This window comes from Bradyrhizobium sp. (assembly GCF_035484855.1).
GTDB lineage: Bacteria > Pseudomonadota > Alphaproteobacteria > Rhizobiales > Xanthobacteraceae > Bradyrhizobium.
Map to the genome: position 1 here is coordinate 61753 of NZ_DATHOP010000086.1, position 20121 is coordinate 81873.

Sequence of the window (20121 nt, forward strand, 5' to 3'; positions counted from 1 at the left end):
AACGCGTCACCCCAGCATCTTCCGCAATTCCGCCTTCGCCACCTTCTCCAAGGTCGAGCGCGGCATTTCGTCGACGAACCTGATCTCGCGCGGCACCTTGAAATCGGCCAGCGCGCTGCGGCAGGCGGTCATGACGGTGTCGTGCAGGTCCGGCGGCGCGCGCTCGACGCCGGCCGCCGGGATAATGAACACCACCGGCACCTCGTCCAGCATCGGATGCTTCTTGGCTACCACCGCGGCCTCGCGCACGCCGGGCACGACCGCGATCACCTGTTCGATCTCGGAGGCCGCAACGTTCTCGCCGCCGACCTTCAGCATGTCCTTGGCGCGGTCGCCGAATTTGATGAAGCCATTCTCCAGCAGCGTGACGCGGTCGCCGGTGAGGAAAAAGCCGTGTTCGTCAAAACTGTCCGCCGTCGCCTTCTCGTTGTGCAGATATTCGGAAAACAGCGACAGCCCGGCGATGCCCTTGATCGAAAGATTGCCGGTGCCGCCGACCTCCGTCGGCGCGCCGTCGTCATCGGTGATGCGGATGGAATATTCGACAGCCGCGCGGCCGATCGACATCGGCGTGTTCGGCTGGTCGACCTCGCCGACGATGCCGTGGGTGATGGTCTCGGTCATGCCCCACCAGCCGATGATCTTGATGCCGAAGGCGGCAAACGGCGGCGGATCGTTCACCGCGGTGCCCCACAGCCGGAATTTGTGATGCTTGGGGATCTCGTGCTCCAGCAGCGCCTTCATGCAGAACGGGATGGTCGAGGTCCAGGTGCAACCATGCTCCAGTGCCACGCTCCAGAAACGGCTCGCCGAAAACCGTGGCTGGATCACGCAGGTGCCGCCGACCCACAGGCTCGCCAGCATCGAATAGGCCAGCGCATTGGTGTGGAACAGCGGCAGATAGGTCTGGTGCACGTCGCTCTCATGCAGGTCCTGATGCGCGGCGTTGACCTTGCCGCCCCACAGCGCGTTGGCGTGCGTCCACAGCACCGCCTTCGGCCGCGATGTGGTGCCCGAGGTGTATTGCACGCTGCAGGCGGCGTGCGGATCGGTCAAGCGGCGCGGCCGGTCGGCGCTGTCGCCGAACAGCGCCTCAAAGCTGTCGGAGCGTTGGGGAGTGTACGCGGGCGCCGCACCGGCGTCATGCGAGATCACCGCGATCCAGCGCAGATCCTTGCAATGTGCCGAGATCAACTCGGCATAGGAGGGTTGCGTGATCGCGGCGACCGCACCGCAATGGCCGGCAAAATACTCCATTTCCGCCGGCGCAGAGCGGGTATTGGTGGTGACCGCGATGGCGCCGAGTTCGACACAGGCAAACCACGCCAGCATCGCCTCGATGCAATTGTCGAGATGGATCAGCACGAATTCGCCCGGCGCGATGCCGCGCGCGGCAAGTCCCGCCGCCAGCGCGCCGACGCGGTCGTGGAATTCGCCGTAACGCCAGATCCGCACCGATGCATCGAACGGCGCCCATATCAGGAACGGATGATCACGGCGCGTCCGGGCGCGCATCTCGAGCAGCCACGGCACATCCATCCCGGCGAACGGCCCGACCACGCCCGGCGACTCCAGCATCAATTCCTCCCGTCAGCCTTGTTGGCTGCTTTTTGTCATTATCGAGTGTAGTTCTGCCATTGGAAGGGGCGGCGAGCAAATCTCAAGAAGTCGTCATCCTGAGGTGCGAGCCTCTTCGGCGAGCCTCGAAGGATGCTGGGAGGTGCTAACCGGCATCCTTCGAGACGCCGCGCACCGGACAGCGCAAGTGCGCTGCCGGGAGAGCGCGGCTCCTCAGGATGAGGTCAGTGGGTGCGTCAAGAACCGTCTTGATACGACGAAATCTCGATCAGGCTGCCGTCGGGATCCCGGCAATAGACCGAGCGCAGCATGCCGCGGGCGCCCTGTCGCGGCCCGGCTTCCTCGATCGCCACGCCACAGGCCTTCAAATGCGCAACCACCTCGTCCGGCGTGCTTGAGGTGAGAAAGCACAGATCGTCGCTGCCCGCGGTTTGGTGGTCGGCGGTGAACCATTCGATCTTGTCGGCATCGCGCGGCCGCACATTGATCTTCTGGTTGCCGAACATCAGCGAGGTCCGCGGCGTCTTGCCCCCTCCGGGATCGAACACCCGGATCTCCATGCCCAGCACCTTTTGGTACCATTGCGCCGAACGCGCCACATCGCTGACATTGATCACGATATGATCGATCGCGCTGATTTTGACTGACATGGATGATCCTTTTGGTCGCGGTGTGAGGGCTGCCTGCGCTACTGGCCGCGTCGGGCTTTGTTTGTTACAACGCGGCCTCCAGTCAATTCAACCATGAACCGGACCTCAGAATCCGGCCCAGGGAGACACTGCATGACCTCACGCCGCGCCGCGATTTTTCTGATCGCCATGGGTTTCTCGGCCGTTGCCTCGGCCTCCGGCGCCTCGGCGCTGGACTATCCGACCCGGCCGGTCCGCTTCGTGGTCGGATATCCGGCCGGCGGCGCCACCGACATCCTGGCGCGCTTGATCGGGCAAAGGCTGTCCGAGCGGCTGGGTCAGAATTTCGTGATCGAGAACAAGCCCGGCGCCGGCAACAACATCGGCACCGAATATGTGGCCAATGCCGAGCCTGATGGCTACACCGTGTTTTTGGTCAATCCGGCCAATTTCATCAATGCCACGCTCTACACCGATTTGCGCTTCAACTTCATCCGCGATATCGCAGCGGTCGCTTCCTTCACCCGGGTGCCGAACGTGATGACGGTCGCCCCCGGTGTGCCGGCCAAGACGGTTGCCGAATTCATCGCCTATGTGAAGGCCAATCCGGGCAAGGTGAATATGGCTTCCTCCGGCAATGGCACGTCGGTGCATCTGTCCGGCGAGATGTTCATGGCGATGACGGGCGCCAAAATGGAGCACATCCCCTACAAGGGCGCCGCCCCCGCCATCACCGACATGCTCGGCGACCGCGTCCAGGTGATCTTCGACAATATGCCGTCCATCGTGCAGCACATTCATTCCGGCGCCTTGCGCGCGCTGGCGGTGACGACGGCGACCCGCTCACCGGAATTGCCCGATGTGCCGGCGCTTGCCGAAACCGTTCCGGGCTATGAAGCGAGCGCGCTGTTCGGCATGGGCGCGCCGAAGAAAACGCCGCCCGAAATCATCGCGAAGCTGAACCAGGAGATCAACGCGGTGCTGGCGGAACCCGAGATGAAGAAACGCCTGACCGAACTCGGCGGCGAGCCGCTGATCTCTACGCCGGAGGCGTTTGGCGCGATGATCGCGGCCGAGACCGAAAAATGGGGGAAGGTGGTCACCTCCGCCGGGCTGAAGATCGATTGACCGCGATCGGTCGGCATCTCCGGCCGATCGATCCGGATTGACGGCGAGGCGCTGGCGCAGCATCCTGCGGTCAGCGCTCGGCTCTTGCATCGGGAGTGACGCATGCCGGAGGTTTCGGCGGGAAAAGTGGCCGACTACGCCGATGGCGACCGCAAGGTCGTCGATTGCGGCGAGTTCGAGGTCGGCGTCTTCAAGGTCGGCGGTGAGTTTTTTGCGTGGCACAATCGTTGTGCGCATCGCGCCGGACCGGTTTGCCAGGGCCGCATCATGCAGCGGGTGATCGAACCGGTCGCCGACGACCGGACCATCCGTGCGCAGGCCTATGATCCCGCCGAGACCAACATCGTCTGCCCGTGGCACGGCTACGAATTCAGCATCAAGACCGGATTTCACCAGGGCAGTGCGCGCATCCGGCTGCGCAAGGCCGAAATGACCATCAGGGATGGCGAAATCTATGTTCGGACCTGAAGGCGACCGCAAGAACGACCGCTACGGCTGGATCGACGCCGCCGCACCCGAATTGCTGCGGGCCTCGCGCGAACTGGTCGAAAACAATGAAGCCGGCCGCGTTTCCGACGAGGCGGTGGCGCAGATATTGACCGCGGCGATCCGCCTCTACGTCGCGAAATCCGACGGCGAGGAACGAACCTTTCCGCCGATCGCGGGCCAGCGCGACAGCGAGATGACGCCTACCGAATTGTTGTCGGCGGTCTCGGAAATGCTGCGGGCGCTGCATCTGGGCCCGATGGAGCTGGCGTTGTGGTACCGGCGCCGTCCGGACGAGGACACTTATTCAGCGGGTAACAGACCATGAATATTCAGGGCAAGTTCGATCCGCCATTTTCGGCGATCCAGGAGATCAGCGTTCACACCGACACCCGCGACATCCTCGCGCACGCCCGGCGCAACGCCATCCGGCGCGGGTTGCAGGACTGGTTCGTCTGCGACATCGATGCCCACCACGTGGAAACCGTGTCGTGGAAGGAGATCGTCACCTATATCGAGGACCCGGTGGTGCGCGACAACGCGATGCGGTTCCAGGCCGAGCGGCTCGGCGCGCCGCCCTACGGGCTGAACGGCGACCTCGGCTTGCGCTACCAGTCGGTCGGCGGGCGGATTCCGCACCAGGACGGCCAGCGCGAGATCGTGGAAGAGACCGACGTGCATCGCGACGTCACGTTGACACGCCGGGCGATGGATTCGCTCGGCATCGACAACATGGTGGTGTTCCCGACGCCGATGCTGTTTCTGGGCATGCACCCGCAGCCGGAAATGGAAGTGTGGCTCGGCAACGCCTATAATCGCTGGCTGATCGACCGCATCCTCTCGGGCGACGACCGGATCAAATCGCTGATCTATCTGCCGTTCAACACGCCCGCGGAGGCCGAGCGGACGGTTGAGCAACTCGGCGATAAGAAGGGCGTGATCGGCTTCTGCATCACCTCTACCCGCTACAAGCCGGTGCATCACAACGACTACATGCGGCTCTATGCGATGATCGAGGAGCGCGGCAAGCCGCTGGCGTTCCACGCCGGCTATCACTGGCAGGATCCCTCGCTTGCGACCGTCAACCGCTTCCTCGGCATGCACGCGCTCGGCTTCGTCTGGAGCAACATGGTCCACATGACGAACTGGGTTTTGAACGGGATTCCGGAGCGGTTTCCCAAGCTCAAATCGCTATGGGTGGAGAGCGGGCTCGCCTGGGTGCCGTTCCTGATGCAACGGCTCGACGACCAGTATTTGATGCGGCCATCGGAGGCGCCGCAACTCAAGCGCCTGCCGAGCGAGTACATGAACCACAACTGCTTCTATACGACGCAGCCGATGGAAACCACGCATCCGAAGGCGCTGGAAAACACCCTGGAGATGATCAGGGCCGAGACCCAATTGATGTTCGCGTCCGACTGGCCGCATTACGATTTCGACCTGCCGCAGGAAATCTGCGACCTGCCGTTCCTGAGCGAGCAGGCCAAGCGCAATATTCTGGGACTGAACGCGGCGAGGATTTTCAATCTCGACCCGACGCCGGTCAAGAAATTGACACCCGCGTGATCCTTGGAGCCGCGGCGCAATGCGCGCGGCCGAAACAAACCGATCAACTTCTCCGGCGCGAAGGTTGAAGCAGGCGCCGCCGGAACCATCTGTGATTTAAGTCGTTCCCATTGCCAAGGGGAATGCAGGCTTCGGGAGAAAACTCGTGCGAAATGCGAAGTTGGCCATGTTGGTTTTGCTGGCGGTCGGCGCCGCCACGACAGCCGGATCCGGTCCGGCCGCCGCGTATGATTATCCGTTTTGCGCTCAGGGCAGGGATGTCGGGATTCCCGGCGAATGCTCCTACCAGACCTATGCGCAGTGCCTGGCGTCCGCCTCGGGTCGCGGGCTCTCGTGCAACATCAATCCGCGCGCGGCGTATGCGCAGCAGCCGCCGGATTCGGACCCGGTCTATCAGGGTCATCACCGTCGCCATTATCGCGACTGAGGATCAGCGAAAGCGAGCCAGCCCTTCGGGCTTGACTCGCTTTGGTTTGCCGTTATACTAAACCATATGGTTAAGCATAGTGATCAGACGCTGGACCGCACCTTTGCCGCGCTGGCGGACCCGACGCGGCGCGCGCTGCTGGCTCGGCTCGGCCGGCAGGACGGCCTTTCCGTGAGCGAATTGGCGCAGCCGTTTGCGATGTCGCTGCCGGCGATCATGAAGCATCTCGACGTGCTGTCGGATGCCGGCCTGATCGCGCGCGCCAAGACCGGGCGCACGGTGGCGTGCCGCCTGACGGCAGCTCCAATGGCGCAGGCGATGGACTGGCTCAATCGCTACCAGCGCTTCTGGTCCGATAATCTCGACCGCCTTGCCGCTTTCGTGGAGGAAGACAGATGGCCGTCACATCAAACACCGCCGGTCACGTCAGGCAGCCGAGCCTCACCCTCAAGCGCCGTCTCAACGCGAGCCCTGCGAAGGTCTACGCGGCGTGGACCAGCCCGCAAAAAATAGCCCGCTGGTTCGGGCCGGCGCAGGTCAAGGCCGGCACCGAGCAGGCCGTCATCGACCCGTGCGTCGGAGGCCGGTATCGCATCAGTTTCGACATGGAAAATGGCGAACATTGCGAAATCGGCGGCGTCTATCGCGAGGTGGTGCCGGACCGGCTGCTGGTGTTCAGCTGGGCCTGGCATACGACCCCGGAACGCGAATCGCAGGTCACGGTGTCGCTGCAGCCCGACGGCGACGGCACGCTGCTGACGCTGCATCACGAGGCGTTTTTCGATCAAGCCGCGCGCGACGGCCACGAGCGCGGCTGGAACGGCGCGCTCGACAAGCTGAAAAAATTCGTCGGCTGAGGCAGCCGCAACACAGCGCCACCGGCGCGGCGGCAGGCCTTGCCGCCCGTTGTTAGGGCTGATCCAGACCAGGTGGGCTTGCCTGCCGCATTGGCGTGGAGCAGTTCGGCGAATTGCGGTACCCTGAGCCGCGTGTTCAATCGGACCGATATCAGGGAATATGATGGCATTTGAAGACCGGTACGGCTTGCCGCTTTCGACCGCGAGTGAGGCGGCGGCCGTAGCGTATCGCGGCGGCATCGACCTGATGCTGTCGGCGTGGCCCGGCGCGGCTCTGGCTCTCGACCGCGCGATCGAAGCCGACGGCGATTTCGCGCTGGCGCAAGCGGCGCGCTCGCGCCAGCATCTGATCTATGCCGAGATGGAATTGGCCCGGGAAAAGGCGGCGACCGCGCGAAAACTGGTCGCGCGGAACGGCAGCGAGCGCGAGCGGAGCCATGTCGAGATATTGGCGCTCACCACCGAAGGCCAGCCGGTCAAGGCGCTGAACCTGACGCTGTCGCATCTGCAAAACTGGCCGCGCGATGCCGTGATCCTGTCGCTGCCGCTCGGCGCCTTCGGCCTCTACGCCTTTTCCGGGATGGCAGACCACGACCAGGCCCGCGTCGATCTCTGCGAACGCTACAAGCAGCACTATGGCGACGATTGGTGGTTCCTCACCTATCTCGGCTGGTCGCACACCGAAAACGGCAGCGTGGATGTTGGACGCCGCTATACCCAGCGCGCCTTCGACATCCGGCGCGAGAACGCCAATGCCGTGCACGCGCTGGCGCATGCGATGTACGAAGACGGCTCGACGCGGGATGCCGAGGAGCTGATCGCGGGCTGGCTGCCGACCTATGACCGCTCCGGCCTGCTGCACGGCCATGTCGCCTGGCATCAGGCATTGCTGGCTCTGGAAAACGGCGAAGCCGGGCGGGCCGCCGCGATCTACGAGACAATCATCCAGCCGAAACTCAATCCGGCGCCGCCGATCAATGTCATGACCGATAGCGTCTCGCTGTTGTGGCGGCTGCAGGCCTCCGGCCATCCGGTCGCCACTGAAGCCTGGCGCGATCTCGGCGAGCATGCCGGGCGCTGGTTTCTCAAGGCCGGCAATTCATTCGTCGACATCCACATGGCGCTGCTCGCGGCGATGGCGGAAGATTTTGGTGCGCTGGAGGCGCGCCTCGCCGATCTCGAGGCGCGGCGCGAGCAGGGCAGGCTTCCGGCGGGCCCGGTGGTGCCGGCGATCTGCCGCGCCGCGCGCGCCTATGCCGAGCAGGATTTTGGCCAATGCGCCGAAGCCCTGGCGCCGGTGGCTTCCGAGGTGGTGCGGATCGGCGGCAGCCACGCGCAGCGCGAGATGATCGAGGACATGCTGCTGATCGCACTGATGAAGAGCGGCGAGGCCGCCCCCGCCCGCGACCTGCTCGATCGCCGCCTGCATCGCCGGCCCTCGATGCGCGACCAGCGCTGGCGGGCGGCGGTGAGTGAGCCCGCCGGTCAATGATGACGGCGAAGTTCAGCCGGCGCGAGGCGTTGCGGCGGACCGCGGCAGTCGCGGCCGCGAGCCTATGGCCGGGCGCGCGCTTCGCCGGCGCCGCGATGCCGCTGCGCGCGCTGTCCCGCAGCGGTGAGATCGACGCCATCCTGCAGGCGGGAGTCGATACGGGCGAGGCGCCCGGCGTCGTGGCCATGGTCGCGACCGAAGGCTCCGTGGTCTATCAGGGCGCGTTCGGCGCGCGCGCCATGGGCGCCGCGGCGAAAATGTCTGAAGACACCGTGTTTCGCATCGCTTCGATGATCAAATTGTTGACTTCGGTCGCGGCGATGCAACTGGTCGAGCGCGGCAAGCTCAGCCTGCATGAGCCCGCCGCAAGGATCGATCCCACGCTCGGCTCGCCGCAGGTTCTCATCGGTTTCGACGCCAAGGGCGTCCCGCAGCTGCGGCCGGCGCGAAGAGAAATCACGCTGCATGATCTTTTGACCCACACCTCCGGCTTCACCTATCCGCTGTGGGACCAAAACATGCATCGTTACCTCCAAGCCGCGCGCAGCCATGCGGGGTTGCCGCACACGCCGCTGATGTTCGATCCGCAGACGAAGTGGGCCTATGGCGGCAGCCTCGACCGGGTCGGCCGGCTGATCGAAATCGCCGGCGGCAAGCCGCTCGATCTATATTTCCGCGAGCACATCACGGCTCCGCTCGGCATGAGCGACACCGGCTTCTCGACCACGGCGGCGCAGCGCGTCCGCGAGGCAGGCCTGCATGTCCGCCAGGCCGATGGCACGCTGGTGGCGAAACCGCCCGAGAAGCCAACGGTGCGAAAGGTGTTTTCGGGCGGCGGCGGCATCTATTCCACCGCGCCGGATTACCTGACGCTGCTGCAGGCGCTGCTCAACGGCGGAAATTCTGCCGGCAACAGCATCCTGCGGCCCGAGACGGTCGCGGCGATGTCGACAAACCAGATCGGTGACCTCGAGGCGGGAATCCTGAAGACCACGAATCCGAACCTGTCGAACGACGTCGATTTCTTCCCGGGAAACCGGCTGCGCTGGGGATATGGGCACATGATCAACCTCGATCCCGTGCCGGACGGCCGCAGAGCGGGCAGCCTGACCTGGGCCGGCCTCTTCAACACCTATTACTGGATCGACCCGGCCGCGCACCTTGCCGGCGTGATCATGATGCAGATATTGCCGTTCGCGGACACCAAGGCGCTCGACCTCTATCGCAAGTTCGAGCGCGGGGTTTATCGGGCCATGCAACCGGCCTGAAGGCGGCGGCCTGCAGCTCAGGCAGCGGCCCCGGCCTGCTCACCCGCAATGGCGCGATCAATGGCGTCGATCACGGCCTGGGTCTCGACGAATTTGAGCCGCGCCCGTTCGGCCTTGTCGCGATCGAACGGCGCCGCCAGCGTCTTGGCGAACGCGTCGCGGTCCTCGGCCATGCGCTCGCGCGCCTTTTTCAACGTCTCAAGTCGCTCGGTCATGGGGTTTTGCTTTCCTGATTTGAGGCGGCAGAATACCCCTGACTCGTCCATTGCCGGGATTTTTCTTCGCGGCGAATGATAAATTAGACTCAATACCAACCAAGGTTAGACTGGACGGAGAGAACAGCCATATAGGCCTGGACTCGCCGAAGCGAATTCGTAGGAGGCACTCGTCCCGCGTATCTATCGTCCGTTCATTCCCTTGATGCCGGATATGCGGCGGCTGCCTCGGTCTATCGGCTTCGTTCACACGAACGCGTTTCGGCGGACAAAGCAGCGCTGCGAAGGAGCTTCACCGCGCCGGCTCTCCTGCCGCGCGCGCGACATTCGCCGCATGGCCAAGCCGATACGCCGGTCGCTGCTGGATGCGCGCCAGATAGGGATGCGCGTTGTCGCAGATGCCGACGCCGTAGGCGATCGCCCAGTCGAGGCAGGTGGCGAGCAGGATGTCGGCGCTGGTGAAGCGGTCACCCATCAGGTAGGTGCGGCCGTCGGCGAGTGCGACCTCGACATGACGGAGCTGCTGGCGGAAATATTCGCCCGCCTTGGCGACGACGTCGGGGGCGACGCCGTAGATGTGGCCGAGCGCATCGGCGCCGTGGCGGCGCATCACATAGAGGCTGGTGGAATCCAGTTCGGCTACGATGAAGAACGACCATTCGAGCCAGGCCGCAAAGTCACGCTGCGGCTCCGGGATCAGCGATTTTTCCCCTGTCGAATAGGTGCGCGAGAGATAGGCGACAATCGCCGCGCTCTCGCCGATGCGGAAATCGCCGTCCTGCAATAGCGGAATTTTTTGACGGGGATTGAGCGCGGTGTATTCGGCGGTATTGGTCTCGCCGGTGCGCGGGCCGATCGGGCGCGTTTCGTAAGCAAGCTCCAGTTCATGCATCGCCCAGTGCGCGCGCACAGTGCGGCTGGTGCCGACGCCCCACAGGGTGAGGTTGGGTGTGGCCATGCTACCATTTCTCCACGGCGGGGCGCAGATCAAGCTCATGGCTCCAGCCGTCCCTGGTCTGCCGATGCACGAACCAGTAGGCATCGGCGATGGAACCGGTCTTGGTCAGGCTGTCAGGCGGGATTTTGCTGGCGTCGATGCCGCTTGCGGCCTTCATCCGCGCATGGATCGCGGCGCTGTCGACGCCGGCATCGATCACGAGATGCGCGACATGGATGTTCTTCGGACCCAGTTCGCGCGCCATCGCCTGGGCCACCGCGCGCAGGCCGAACTTCGCCGATGAAAACGCCGCAAAGCCGCTGCTGCCGCGCATGCTGGCGGTGGCGCCGGTGAACAGCAGGGTGCCGTGGCCGCGCTTTGTCATGTAACGGGCGGCCTCGCGGCCGACCAGGAAGCCGGCGAAGCAGGCCAGTTCCCAGGATTTCAGAAATAGTTTGGCGTCGGTCTCCAACAGAGGCTTTTTGACGTTGGATCCGGCGTTGAACAGGCAGACCTCGATCGGGCCGATATTGTCCTCGACACGGGCAAACAGGGCCTGCACCTCGCTCTCCTGGCGCGCATCGACGCCGAAGGCATGGACCTCGCAGCCTTCGGCCTTGAGCTCAGCGATCAGGCCATCGGATTTGGCGGCGTCGCGCCGGGCGATGCAGACCTTGTAGCCGCCCAATGCAAAGCGCCGGGCCACCGCGGCGCCGATCGCGTCTCCGGCGCCGACCAGCAATGCCACTTGATTGCGAAGCTCCACCTGAGTTCTCCTCCTGTTGCGGACTCTTTCAGGAAGCGGCGCGCACCGTCTTGTCGGCAATCATCTGTTCGATGGCGCTGTCGTCATAGCCGAGCCCGCGGAGCACCTCCCGGGAATGTTCGCCCACTCTGGGGGCGGGGCCGATCACCGCTTCATTGCGCTCAAATCTTGCGGCCGGCTTCGGCTGCCGCACCCGCCCGACCGTCGGCTGGTCGAACTCGGCGATCAGACCGCGGGCGATCACCTGCTCGTTGTCGATGACCTCGCTGCGGCGCAGGATGGGCGCGCACGGCACATCATTGGCGTCGAGGCGCGCCAGCCATTCGGCCGTGGTGTCCTGCGCGATATATTCGGCCATCTTGTGAATGCGCGCGGTGGCGTTGACCGAGCGCGCGGCAGGCGTTGCAAACCTCGCGTCCTTGATCAATTCGGAATCGCCCGAAGCCCTGCAGAAGCCCTGCCATTCGGAATCCGACAGCGTTCCGGCCGTGATGTAGCCGTCACTGGTCTTGAACACCAGATCGGGCCGGTCCTTGGGATCGGCAGCACTTTCCTCCGCGCCGACCACCGTGTACTGCATCATGCCTTCCGGCCACAGATAGGAGATCATGACATCGAGCATCGCGACCCTGATGTGATCGCCCTGTCCGGTCTTTTCGCGGGCGTAGAGCGCCGACGACACCGCCTGTGCGGTGAACACCGAGGTGGTCTTGTCGGCGACGATGGTGCGGATCATCTGCGGGCGGTTGGTGACCGGTTGCGACTGGATATCGCAAAAACCGGAAAGACCCTGGATGATCGGATCGTAGACCCGCTTCTTGGCATAGGGCCCGGTCTCGCCGACGCCGCTGATCGAGACGTAGATCAGGCGCGGAAAGCGGGCGCGAAGCTCGTCGGCTCCAAGCCCGAGCCGCTCCATGGCGCCGGGCCGGAAATTCTGTACCAGCACATCCGCCTGCGCCACCAGCTTTGCGAGCACCTCGCGGCCGGCATCGCTCTTCACGTCGATCGACAGCGAACGCTTGCCGCGGTTGGAGGAGATGAAAAGAGCGGAGAATTCGCCGGCCTTGTCGATGGTCGCGCGGCTGCGGCGCGCGCTGTCGCCGCCGATCGGCTCGATCTTGAGCACCTCGGCGCCCTGGTCGGCCAGAAACATGGTCGCAAACGGACCCGACACAACAGCGGTGAAATCCAGCACCTTTACGCCCGCGAGCGGACCCGACATGACAGTCTCCCTGAATGGATTTTGACAATTGAGCAGGAGCGTAACATTCAGTTGTGGTCCCGTGCATCTTACATGATTTACATCATATAAAGCAATCTGAAGGCAGGTCCGCTGCGGGCGTGCTACGAAATCGCAACGATCTCGAGTTCCTGACCGGATATGCCTGCTACATCCCCAACGGCTTTGCCGATCAGAAGTCCTGCCACCGGGGATACGAAGGAAATCGAGCCGGCCTTTGGGTCCGCCTCGTCCTCTCCCACGATACGGTATTTCTGCACGCGCCCATCTTCGCGCCTGAAGGTCACCGTGCTGCCGAAGGCGACAGTGTCGGTTGACGTGGGATTGGCGATGACCTGAGCCGTCCGAACTCTTGCGCCGAAGTATCGCAGATCACGCAAGGAGGCTGCGGCCTGCCGCCGTCGTTCATTGACGTCTTCGATCTTTTGCGCCGTCTCGTACGCCTCGCGAGCCCCGTCGAGTTGAAATTCAAGAGCCTTCAACCCGGCTTCCGTAACAAGGTTCGGATGAGGTGAAACCGGGCGGTCGGGGAGCAGGGCTTCCGACGCAGTTTCGGCACTGTCTTCCTTGGTGAAGGCAACGCTCAATTCAAACTCCCTTCAAGTGAGATATGCCGAGCGCTTCGTTAGCGCCACCCCAGGGCGGGCGCGACGTGGGTCAGGATCGCTTCGATCACATGCGCGTTGTAGGCAACGCCCAATTGGTTGGGGACGGTCAGCAGCAGCGTGTCGGCCTCGGCAATCGCCTCGTCTTTCCTGAGCTGCTCGATCAGTACATCCGGCTCGGCAGCATAGCTGCGGCCGAAGATCGCGCGAGTCCTTTCGTCGATGAATCCGATCTGGTCATCATCCTCGCGCCCGCCCCCGAAATAGGCGCGATCGCGATCATCCATCAGCGCGAAGATACTGCGGCTGACCGAGACCCGCGGCTCGCGAGCATGGCCAGCTTCCTTCCAGGCGGCGCGATAGGCCCGGATCTGGGCCGCCTGCTGCACATGGAAAGCCTCGCCGGTTTCGTCGTTTTTCAGTGTCGAGCTCTGCAGGTTCATCCCGAGTTTTGCCGCCCAGATCGCCGTGGCGTTGGAGCCGGCGCCCCACCAGATGCGCTCGCGCAGGCCTTCGGAATAGGGTTCCAAACGCAATAGCCCGGGCGGATTTGGAAACATCGGTCGTGGATTCGGCTTGGCAAAACCCTCGCCGCGCAACAGGTCGTAGAAGACCTCCGCATGGCGCCGCCCCATGTCGGCGTCGTTTTGCCCCTCGGCCGGCTGATAACCGAAATATCGCCATCCCTCGATCACCTGCTCGGGCGATCCCCTGCTGATGCCCAGCTGTAGACGCCCGCCGGCGATGAGATCGGCGGCGCCGGCGTCCTCGGCCATGTAGAACGGGTTCTCGTAACGCATGTCGATCACCGCGGTCCCGATCTCGATGCGGCTGGTCTTGGCGCCGACGGCCGCCAGCAGCGGGAAAGGCGAGGCAAGCTGGCGGGCGAAGTGATGGACCCGAAAATAGGCCCCGTCCGCGCCCAATTCCTCGGCGGCAACGGCGAGCTCGATGGATTGCAGGAGCGTGTCCGCCGCCGAGCGGGTCTGCGATTGCGACGAGGGCGTCCAGTGTCCGAACGAGAGGAAGCCGATTTTTTTCATCCCGGCAATCTATGGTCGTCCAGGCCTGTTTGCGACCTTCATCCATTTGCATTTGGTCTAAAAATACCAACGCTTGACCTATCGACGCGCGCGTCAACCCTCCTTCATCAGCCTTTCGACCAGCTTTTCCGCGAAAGCGTCGCTCGCCGGCGTGCCGAACAGCGCGCGCATATAGAGCGGTGCCAGCAAATGATCCATCACATCGGCAAGGGCAGGCGGCTTTTCGCCGCGCCGTCGCGCGCGTTCCAGCATCGTCTCGATCTGGCCGAGACGGCTTTGCATCGCTGCGGGCCGCATCTTGCTTTGCTGATCGCCGGGCATAGCCGTCGCGACCAGCGCCTGGAAGAACGATGAACCGGCGGGATCTCTGAGGCCCGCCGCGATCTTGCGCGCCCATTTGCGTAAATCGCCGGCGAGCGAGCCGGTATCCGGCAGGGGATGCTCGCGCATCAATTGTTCGGTTGCGACCTCCATGATCAGGACACGCACGTCGCCCCACCGCCGGTAGAGGCTGGTCGCGGCGACGCCGGCGTGATCGGCGATGTCGGTCATGCTGACCGAGGCATGGCCGCGCTCCGCGACGAGGGCGGCAACCGCTTCAAAAACCGCCTCTTTTGTTCTCGCGGTACGCCCGCCGGGTCGCGATTTGACGGCCATGACACGTCCTTGTGATCAAGCATTAATGCAAAAAAAGTTGCATTAAGAAATATCATGCCTTAGGTGTTCGGGCAATTGCAAAGAGAGGATTTCCCCCAATGGATCGTAGAACGCTTCTCGCTCTTGCTCCGCTTGTCACCCTGTTTGCCGACGAAGCGCTCGCCGAGAACACCGAGCCGGCGGCGCCGGCCGCAGCGGGCGCCTCGCCGCTTGCGAAGTCGCCGCTGTTCGCCGACGACGCGCAGTTCTGGTTCGAGACCCAGCGCGCCTTTGGCGCCGCCGAATATGGCGGCTCGCTGTTCGGCGAAGTTCTGGCCGCAGCCTCGCGCATCGCGCCTGGCGATTACGACAGCTGGTACAACGCCTGGAACGACAGCGCCGACCGGCTTGCGAAGGAGGCGGCCGATCAACTGTCGCGCAAGCATCGCGTCAGCGCCCGCGATACTTTCTTGCGCGCGACCTCCTACTACCAGTGCTCGGAGTTTTTCCTCCATGGCAATCCCGCCGATCCCCGGATCGCGCGCGCCTATCGGCTATCGGTGGATTGCTACAAGCATTGCGCCAAGCTGCACGATCCCCTGATCGAGCCGGTCGAGATTCCCTACGAGAAGACCACGCTGCCGGGCTACTTCCACCACGCGGAGAAAGCGGACGGGCCGCGGCCGACGTTGATCATGCATACCGGCTTCGATGGCAGCGCCGAGGAGATGCATGTCTCCGGCGCGCGTGCCGCCATCGAGCGCGGCTATAACGTGCTTGCGTTCGACGGGCCCGGCCAATACGGACCGCTGCATCGCGACGGCCTGGTGTTCCGTCCCGATTGGGAGAAGGTGGTGACGCCGGTCGTCGATTTCGCGCTTCAATTGCCCAATGTCGATCCAAAGCGGATTGCACTGATGGGCATCAGCATGGGCGGCGTGCTGGCACCGCGCGCGGCCGCCTTCGACAAGCGCCTTGCCGCGCTGATCGCCAATGACGGCATCTACGATTTCGCCGCAGCTTTCAGGAGTTCGATCCCCGCGGACAAGTGGGACCTCTTCGTGACGGCGCTCAACGCCGAGCAGGCGCCGCGGATCGACGCGTTGCTCGAGGGGCAGATGAAAGCCTCGCCGACGGCGCGCTGGTCGTATCAGCACGGCATGTGGGCGACGGGCGCGAAGTCGCCCCGCGCCTTCGTCGCAAAGATGCTCGACTACAACCTGAAAGGCGGCATTGCCGAGCAGATCGCTTGCCCGACGCTGGTCTGCGACGCCGAGAACGATCTGTTCCTCAAGGGCCAACCGCAGGAATTGTTCGACCATCTGACCTGCCGCAAGACCATGATCCGCTTCACCACTGCGGAGGGGGCGGGCGCGCATTGCCAGGTCGGCGCCAGCCGGCTCGCCTTCGCGCGGATCTTCGATTGGCTGGACGAAACGCTCACTTGATCCGGGGCGCGGGGCAGATGCTGGCTGTTTGCCGGCCGGCGTCTCACATTTCAGGTGAAAAGCCAGGTGATTGAAATCACTGGCGCACCCGACACGATTCGAACGTGTGACCTTTGCCTTCGGAGGGCAACGCTCTATCCAGCTGAGCTACGGGTGCGTTGAGCGTTCATTTAGCCGATTGCCTTGCTGTGGGCAATGTCTCCGGAGATAACGCTCCGGGCCGGACTCAAGGCAAATGACGCCCCCATGACCTCCAATATCGAACCATTGGCCCGTGAAATTGCCGAGCGCATCTGCCGCCGTGGCGGCATGGCGGAGGCCGATATTCCGCCCTGGGTCGAGCTGCATTGGCCATGCGCGGCGGCGATGCTGGAGGCGGGCGTCATGGACGAGGGCGGGGAGTGGGTCGAGGACCGGGATGTCCGGCTGGGAATGGAGGCCTATCGGGAGCGGCTGTTGCGATCCAGATAGCGGGGGGTCTTGGCTGCGCGCGCGCCACCAGCGCCGGGCGATTGTCCCGCTTGATGCATTCTGTAGACTGCCGTTTCCGGAAAACGGCGCCGCGCGCCCGAGGAGAAAACTTCATGCGTCCGCTCGAATTCGGATGGTACCTGCCCACGCATGGCGACACCACGGCCTACGGCGTGCCCGAGGCCCAGGTGGCGGGATCGCCCGAATTGTGTGACCGCGTGGTCGAGGCCGCGGAGCAGGCGGGTTTTAAGTATCTCCTGATCCCGGTGGGTTCGACCTGCTGGGAGGCGTGGATCGCGGGCGCGTTCATGGCGGCGCGGTCGTCCAGCATCAAACCGCTGATCGCAGCTCGCCCCGGCTATATCAATCCGGTGCTGCTGGCGAAGATGATCTCGACCTTCGACCAGATGTCCGGCGGCCGCATCTGCGTCAACCTGATCGCGGGCCAGAACGAGAGCGAGGTCGTGGCCGAGGGCGTGCGCTACGCCAAGGAAGAACGCTACGCGCTGATGGAGGAGGAGGTCTCGATCCTCAAAGCGCTGTGGACAGCGCGCGGGCCGCTCAATTTCGAGGGAAAATTCCACAGCATCTCGGGCGCCCATATCCGGCCGCGGCCGCTGCAGCAGCCGTTCCCGAAATTCTATCTCGGCGGCGGCTCGCGGCCCGCCTGGGAAGTGTCGGCCAAACATTCCGACGTGCATCTGTTCTGGGGCGACCTGCCGGAACGGATCGCGCAAAACATCGCCGAGATCAGGGAAATGGCGAAGGCGCACGGCCGCGAAAGCGCGATCGGCTTCGGCATGCGGCTGCAGGTGATCTGCCGCGAGGACGAGCGCGACGCCTGGGAAGCCGCCGATATCCTGGTGCGCGACGCCAGCGAGCGGCAGAAGCAGGAGATCAAGACGCTCTACAATAATTCGGAGGCCAACCGGCGTGTGCAGCAGCTTGCCCGCGAGCACGGCGACCTGTTGTTGCCGCATCTGTGGACCGGCATCACCAAGGTCCGGCCAGGCGCCGGCATCGCGGTGGTCGGCAACCCCGCGCAATGCGTGGAAACGCTGCAGCAATTCATCGACGCCGGCTGCCATTCGTTTTGCCTGTCCGGCTATCTGCATGACGAGGAGGCCGAACGCTTCGGGCGGCTGGTGCGCCCGATCCTCGCCGCGAACAATCGCGGCAGGCTCGCGGCGTAAGGCCGCTCTCGCCGTTGCGCGTCAGCCCTCGACTACCGGTGGCGTAAACAATTCATGCGGCAAATCGAGGCCACGCAGTTGATGCAGCCCGAGCGACCGCAAATTTCCACCATGGGCGCGCGCGAAATCGTCGCTGACGATCAGCGGCAGATCGAGCGATTTGGCGATGGCCTCGATACGGCTGACCAGATTGACCGCCGGTCCGATGACCGTGAAGTCGAGGCGGTCGGCCGCTCCGACGTTGCCATAGATGACCGTGCCGTAATGGAGCGCGATGACGATTTCGAGCGGCGGTTCGCCTGCGAGCGACGCTCGCGCGCGCAACACGCCGAGCGCCGTCAGCGCCTCTTGCGCCGCCGCGAGCGCATTGATGGCGGTGCTGACGGCCTCGTCCGGATCGTTCACCGGAAAGATCGCAAGCAATCCGTCGCCGATAAATTTCAGGATCTCGCCGCCGCGCCCCGCGATGGCCTTCGCCTGCAGGTCGAACAGATCGTTGAGAATGCCGATGACGCGCTCGGCTGGGAGTTGATCGGACATCTGTGTGAAGCGGCGCAAATCCGACGACCAAAGCACAGCCGCGATCGCTTCGCCGCTGCCGCGCCGGATTTGACCGGCCAGCACCTTGCGTCCGGTGTTCGGTCCAAGATAGGCCTTGAGCACGTTTTCCGCGATCTGCTTCTGGCTGTTCATGTCGGCGACGATCGACAGCCGCTCCGACACCGCCGTAAGGTCGGCGATCTCGCGCTCGGAAAACCCGGCCGGCCGGTCCGTGACATAGGCCGCCATATAGGCCCGAGGCCCAAAGGCGCCCCCGACCGGAAGCGCAAAATAATCGGTCGCGCCGCGCGCCTTCAGGTCGTGCAGGACGGAAAAGTCCAGCCGTGCATCCGGCCCTTCCAATCGCCGCCGCAGGATTTCGCCGTTCCGCACCCGCACCACCGGATTTTGCGCGGGTGGAATAAGATCGGCTACCTCATGCGTGATCATGATCTCCTGGGTCTGCGCGCTGGTGCGCCACCAGACATAGACGGCGCCCAGAAATTGAGGATGCAGCGTGCCGCCACGCAGGCTGACCCGCAGCACGGGCATGCCCGCTGCCACGAGCCGCCACGACAATTCGTCGATCGTTCGTGCGAAAGAACCGATCTGCCGGGCCCCGCCGGTGAGCCATTCGATGATCGACCCGATGGTGTCATGGCCGGGCCGCTCCGCGACCGCGCGCTCGACCACTTCCGTGACGATGACATTGCGGCCTTCCACGATAAGTGAGGAAGATGCGGCTTCGCCCAAACGCTCGCTCCCTGGGAATCCACGCGGCCTGGACTTGCGGCAAGCCAACCGTGGGCGTATGTCGGGGCGCGCGCACGCCGGCCCTCAACCATCCCTTACGCTTCCCTTATATCGCCAACAAGGCGGTCAGGCGAAGTCGCCGCAAACGCTGTCGCGGGAACGTGCAGGAAACCTCGGACAGAAGTCAGGCCACCGCCGCCTTCATTTCCGCCTTTGCGCCGAACAGCTTTCGCACCTCGGCGCCGGGCTTCGCCGCCGAGAACAGAAAGCCCTGCATTTCGGTGCAGCCCAGCGTTCGCAGCATTCCCTTCTGCGCCAGCGTTTCGACGCCTTCGGCCGTTGTCGTCATGTTGCGGGCGGTGGCGATGTTCACCACCGCCTGCACGATCGCGGACGAGCCGTCGGCTTCCGCGACGTCGCTGATGAAGCAGCGGTCGATCTTGATCTTGTCGAACGGGAAACGCTGCAGATAGCTCAGCGAGGAATAGCCGGTGCCGAAATCGTCAAGTGCTATTCTTACCCCGATGGCACGAAGCTGGTGCAGGATCTCGAGCGCGGCCTCGTCATCGCGAATCAGCACTGCCTCGGTAATCTCCAGCTCCAGCCGGCCGGCCGGAAGACCGGACGCCGCAAGTGCGGCAACGATCTTCAGCGCCAGCGTTCCGCTCCGAAACTGAACCGGCGAAACGTTGACCGCGAGCCTGATGTCATCCGGCCATGTCGTGGCCTCCGTACAGGCCATGGCCAGCACCCATTCTCCGAGCTGGTTGATCAGGCCGGTCTCCTCCGCGATCGGGATGAATTCCGCCGGTGAGATCATGCCGCGCTCGGCGTGCCGCC

At 64.1% G+C, this 20121-nt stretch carries 23 protein-coding genes and 1 tRNA gene; 12 read left to right on the forward strand and 12 right to left on the reverse strand.

Annotation, left to right across the window (positions count from 1 at the left end; genetic code table 11):
• Positions 1-6: 6 nt before the first annotated feature.
• Both VK804_RS09965 and VK804_RS09970 read right to left on the reverse strand, forming a co-directional pair.
• A complete protein-coding gene (locus VK804_RS09965; RefSeq protein WP_325370466.1) occupies positions 7-1578 on the reverse strand; it encodes an AMP-binding protein in 1572 nt (523 codons plus the stop codon).
• Between the two features lie 236 nt (positions 1579-1814).
• Complete coding sequence (locus VK804_RS09970) at positions 1815-2228, reverse strand: VOC family protein (protein ID WP_325370468.1); 414 nt, start codon at positions 2226-2228, stop codon at positions 1815-1817.
• 132 nt (positions 2229-2360) lie between these two features.
• Here VK804_RS09970 and VK804_RS09975 point away from each other — a divergent pair, with 132 nt between their 5' ends.
• The 9 genes from VK804_RS09975 (at position 2361) to VK804_RS10015 (ending at position 9431) form a co-directional block, all read left to right on the forward strand.
• Positions 2361-3335: a tripartite tricarboxylate transporter substrate binding protein gene (locus VK804_RS09975; protein ID WP_325370470.1), complete on the forward strand. Its 975-nt coding sequence runs from the start codon at positions 2361-2363 to the stop codon at positions 3333-3335.
• 102 nt (positions 3336-3437) lie between these two features.
• Positions 3438-3803, forward strand: a complete 366-nt coding sequence (locus VK804_RS09980) for a Rieske (2Fe-2S) protein (protein ID WP_325370472.1) — start codon at positions 3438-3440, stop codon at positions 3801-3803.
• Positions 3790-4149 (forward strand): hypothetical protein, encoded by a 360-nt coding sequence (locus VK804_RS09985; RefSeq protein ID WP_325370474.1) that lies wholly within the window; start codon positions 3790-3792, stop codon positions 4147-4149. The genes VK804_RS09980 and VK804_RS09985 overlap by 14 nt, the downstream gene beginning before the upstream one ends.
• Positions 4146-5387 (forward strand): amidohydrolase family protein, encoded by a 1242-nt coding sequence (locus VK804_RS09990; RefSeq protein ID WP_325370476.1) that lies wholly within the window; start codon positions 4146-4148, stop codon positions 5385-5387. Before VK804_RS09985 ends, VK804_RS09990 begins: the two co-directional genes overlap by 4 nt.
• Positions 5388-5553: 166 nt before the next feature.
• Positions 5554-5814, forward strand: a complete 261-nt coding sequence (locus tag VK804_RS09995) for a DUF3551 domain-containing protein (protein ID WP_325370478.1) — start codon at positions 5554-5556, stop codon at positions 5812-5814.
• A gap of 66 nt (positions 5815-5880) precedes the next feature.
• Positions 5881-6327: a metalloregulator ArsR/SmtB family transcription factor gene (locus tag VK804_RS10000; protein WP_325370480.1), complete on the forward strand. Its 447-nt coding sequence runs from the start codon at positions 5881-5883 to the stop codon at positions 6325-6327.
• On the forward strand, positions 6210-6671 hold the full coding sequence (locus VK804_RS10005) for an SRPBCC domain-containing protein (RefSeq protein ID WP_325370482.1): 462 nt from the start codon (positions 6210-6212) through the stop codon (positions 6669-6671). The genes VK804_RS10000 and VK804_RS10005 overlap by 118 nt, the downstream gene beginning before the upstream one ends.
• Positions 6672-6834: 163 nt before the next feature.
• Positions 6835-8163: a tetratricopeptide repeat protein gene (locus tag VK804_RS10010; protein WP_325370484.1), complete on the forward strand. Its 1329-nt coding sequence runs from the start codon at positions 6835-6837 to the stop codon at positions 8161-8163.
• Complete coding sequence (locus VK804_RS10015; RefSeq protein ID WP_325370486.1) at positions 8160-9431, forward strand: serine hydrolase domain-containing protein; 1272 nt, start codon at positions 8160-8162, stop codon at positions 9429-9431. The genes VK804_RS10010 and VK804_RS10015 overlap by 4 nt, the downstream gene beginning before the upstream one ends.
• A 17-nt stretch (positions 9432-9448) precedes the next feature.
• Here VK804_RS10015 and VK804_RS10020 read toward each other — a convergent pair whose 3' ends face one another.
• From VK804_RS10020 to VK804_RS10050, 7 genes are all read right to left on the reverse strand, one after another.
• The gene (locus tag VK804_RS10020) at positions 9449-9646 is read right to left on the reverse strand and encodes a hypothetical protein (protein WP_325370488.1); all 198 of its coding nucleotides are present in this window, start codon (positions 9644-9646) and stop codon (positions 9449-9451) included.
• 292 nt (positions 9647-9938) lie between these two features.
• On the reverse strand, positions 9939-10604 hold the full coding sequence (locus VK804_RS10025; protein WP_325370490.1) for a glutathione S-transferase family protein: 666 nt from the start codon (positions 10602-10604) through the stop codon (positions 9939-9941).
• A 1-nt stretch (position 10605) separates the two neighbouring features.
• Complete coding sequence (locus VK804_RS10030; RefSeq protein WP_325370492.1) at positions 10606-11349, reverse strand: SDR family NAD(P)-dependent oxidoreductase; 744 nt, start codon at positions 11347-11349, stop codon at positions 10606-10608.
• Between the two features lie 28 nt (positions 11350-11377).
• Complete coding sequence (locus VK804_RS10035) at positions 11378-12574, reverse strand: CoA transferase (RefSeq protein ID WP_325370494.1); 1197 nt, start codon at positions 12572-12574, stop codon at positions 11378-11380.
• Between the two features lie 122 nt (positions 12575-12696).
• Positions 12697-13179: a transcription elongation factor GreA gene (gene greA, locus VK804_RS10040; RefSeq protein ID WP_325370496.1), complete on the reverse strand. Its 483-nt coding sequence runs from the start codon at positions 13177-13179 to the stop codon at positions 12697-12699.
• Between the two features lie 38 nt (positions 13180-13217).
• On the reverse strand, positions 13218-14240 hold the full coding sequence (locus VK804_RS10045; protein WP_325370498.1) for an LLM class flavin-dependent oxidoreductase: 1023 nt from the start codon (positions 14238-14240) through the stop codon (positions 13218-13220).
• Between the two features lie 93 nt (positions 14241-14333).
• Entirely contained in the window at positions 14334-14897 is a 564-nt protein-coding gene (locus VK804_RS10050; protein WP_325370500.1) for a TetR/AcrR family transcriptional regulator, read from the reverse strand.
• Positions 14898-14995: 98 nt separating this feature from the next.
• Here VK804_RS10050 and VK804_RS10055 point away from each other — a divergent pair, with 98 nt between their 5' ends.
• Positions 14996-16324, forward strand: a complete 1329-nt coding sequence (locus tag VK804_RS10055; RefSeq protein ID WP_325370502.1) for an alpha/beta hydrolase family protein — start codon at positions 14996-14998, stop codon at positions 16322-16324.
• Positions 16325-16404: 80 nt separating this feature from the next.
• Here VK804_RS10055 and VK804_RS10060 read toward each other — a convergent pair.
• Positions 16405-16481, reverse strand: a tRNA-Arg gene (locus VK804_RS10060).
• An 89-nt stretch (positions 16482-16570) separates the two neighbouring features.
• Between VK804_RS10060 and VK804_RS10065 the strand changes: the two genes are divergently transcribed.
• Together VK804_RS10065 and VK804_RS10070 are read left to right on the forward strand one after the other, a co-directional pair.
• Positions 16571-16795 (forward strand): hypothetical protein, encoded by a 225-nt coding sequence (locus VK804_RS10065; RefSeq protein WP_325370504.1) that lies wholly within the window; start codon positions 16571-16573, stop codon positions 16793-16795.
• Positions 16796-16908: 113 nt separating this feature from the next.
• Positions 16909-17988: an LLM class flavin-dependent oxidoreductase gene (locus VK804_RS10070; protein ID WP_325370506.1), complete on the forward strand. Its 1080-nt coding sequence runs from the start codon at positions 16909-16911 to the stop codon at positions 17986-17988.
• A gap of 21 nt (positions 17989-18009) precedes the next feature.
• Here the strand turns inward: VK804_RS10070 and VK804_RS10075 are convergent, their stop codons facing one another.
• Both VK804_RS10075 and VK804_RS10080 read right to left on the reverse strand, forming a co-directional pair.
• Positions 18010-19281, reverse strand: coding sequence for an adenylate/guanylate cyclase domain-containing protein (locus VK804_RS10075; protein WP_325370508.1), 1272 nt, complete (start codon positions 19279-19281; stop codon positions 18010-18012).
• Between the two features lie 184 nt (positions 19282-19465).
• Positions 19466-20121 (reverse strand): EAL domain-containing protein (locus tag VK804_RS10080; protein WP_325370511.1); only part of this gene is annotated, 656 nt, incomplete at its 5' end.

Excerpts from the sequence above, each read along its gene's own strand:
- VK804_RS09965 (WP_325370466.1), bottom strand. The coding sequence starts at position 1,578 with ATGCTGGAGTCGCCGGGCGTGGTCGGGCCGTTCGCCGGGATGGATGTG.
- VK804_RS09970 (WP_325370468.1), bottom strand. The coding sequence starts at position 2,228 with ATGTCAGTCAAAATCAGCGCGATCGATCATATCGTGATCAATGTCAGC.
- VK804_RS09975 (WP_325370470.1), top strand. The coding sequence starts at position 2,361 with ATGACCTCACGCCGCGCCGCGATTTTTCTGATCGCCATGGGTTTCTCG.
- VK804_RS09980 (WP_325370472.1), top strand. The coding sequence starts at position 3,438 with ATGCCGGAGGTTTCGGCGGGAAAAGTGGCCGACTACGCCGATGGCGAC.
- VK804_RS09985 (WP_325370474.1), top strand. The coding sequence starts at position 3,790 with ATGTTCGGACCTGAAGGCGACCGCAAGAACGACCGCTACGGCTGGATC.
- VK804_RS09990 (WP_325370476.1), top strand. The coding sequence starts at position 4,146 with ATGAATATTCAGGGCAAGTTCGATCCGCCATTTTCGGCGATCCAGGAG.
- VK804_RS09995 (WP_325370478.1), top strand. The coding sequence starts at position 5,554 with ATGTTGGTTTTGCTGGCGGTCGGCGCCGCCACGACAGCCGGATCCGGT.
- VK804_RS10000 (WP_325370480.1), top strand. The coding sequence starts at position 5,881 with ATGGTTAAGCATAGTGATCAGACGCTGGACCGCACCTTTGCCGCGCTG.
- VK804_RS10005 (WP_325370482.1), top strand. The coding sequence starts at position 6,210 with ATGGCCGTCACATCAAACACCGCCGGTCACGTCAGGCAGCCGAGCCTC.
- VK804_RS10010 (WP_325370484.1), top strand. The coding sequence starts at position 6,835 with ATGGCATTTGAAGACCGGTACGGCTTGCCGCTTTCGACCGCGAGTGAG.
- VK804_RS10015 (WP_325370486.1), top strand. The coding sequence starts at position 8,160 with ATGATGACGGCGAAGTTCAGCCGGCGCGAGGCGTTGCGGCGGACCGCG.
- VK804_RS10020 (WP_325370488.1), bottom strand. The coding sequence starts at position 9,646 with ATGACCGAGCGACTTGAGACGTTGAAAAAGGCGCGCGAGCGCATGGCC.
- VK804_RS10025 (WP_325370490.1), bottom strand. The coding sequence starts at position 10,604 with ATGGCCACACCCAACCTCACCCTGTGGGGCGTCGGCACCAGCCGCACT.
- VK804_RS10035 (WP_325370494.1), bottom strand. The coding sequence starts at position 12,574 with ATGTCGGGTCCGCTCGCGGGCGTAAAGGTGCTGGATTTCACCGCTGTT.
- VK804_RS10045 (WP_325370498.1), bottom strand. The coding sequence starts at position 14,240 with ATGAAAAAAATCGGCTTCCTCTCGTTCGGACACTGGACGCCCTCGTCG.
- VK804_RS10050 (WP_325370500.1), bottom strand. The coding sequence starts at position 14,897 with ATGGCCGTCAAATCGCGACCCGGCGGGCGTACCGCGAGAACAAAAGAG.
- VK804_RS10055 (WP_325370502.1), top strand. The coding sequence starts at position 14,996 with ATGGATCGTAGAACGCTTCTCGCTCTTGCTCCGCTTGTCACCCTGTTT.
- VK804_RS10065 (WP_325370504.1), top strand. The coding sequence starts at position 16,571 with ATGACCTCCAATATCGAACCATTGGCCCGTGAAATTGCCGAGCGCATC.
- VK804_RS10070 (WP_325370506.1), top strand. The coding sequence starts at position 16,909 with ATGCGTCCGCTCGAATTCGGATGGTACCTGCCCACGCATGGCGACACC.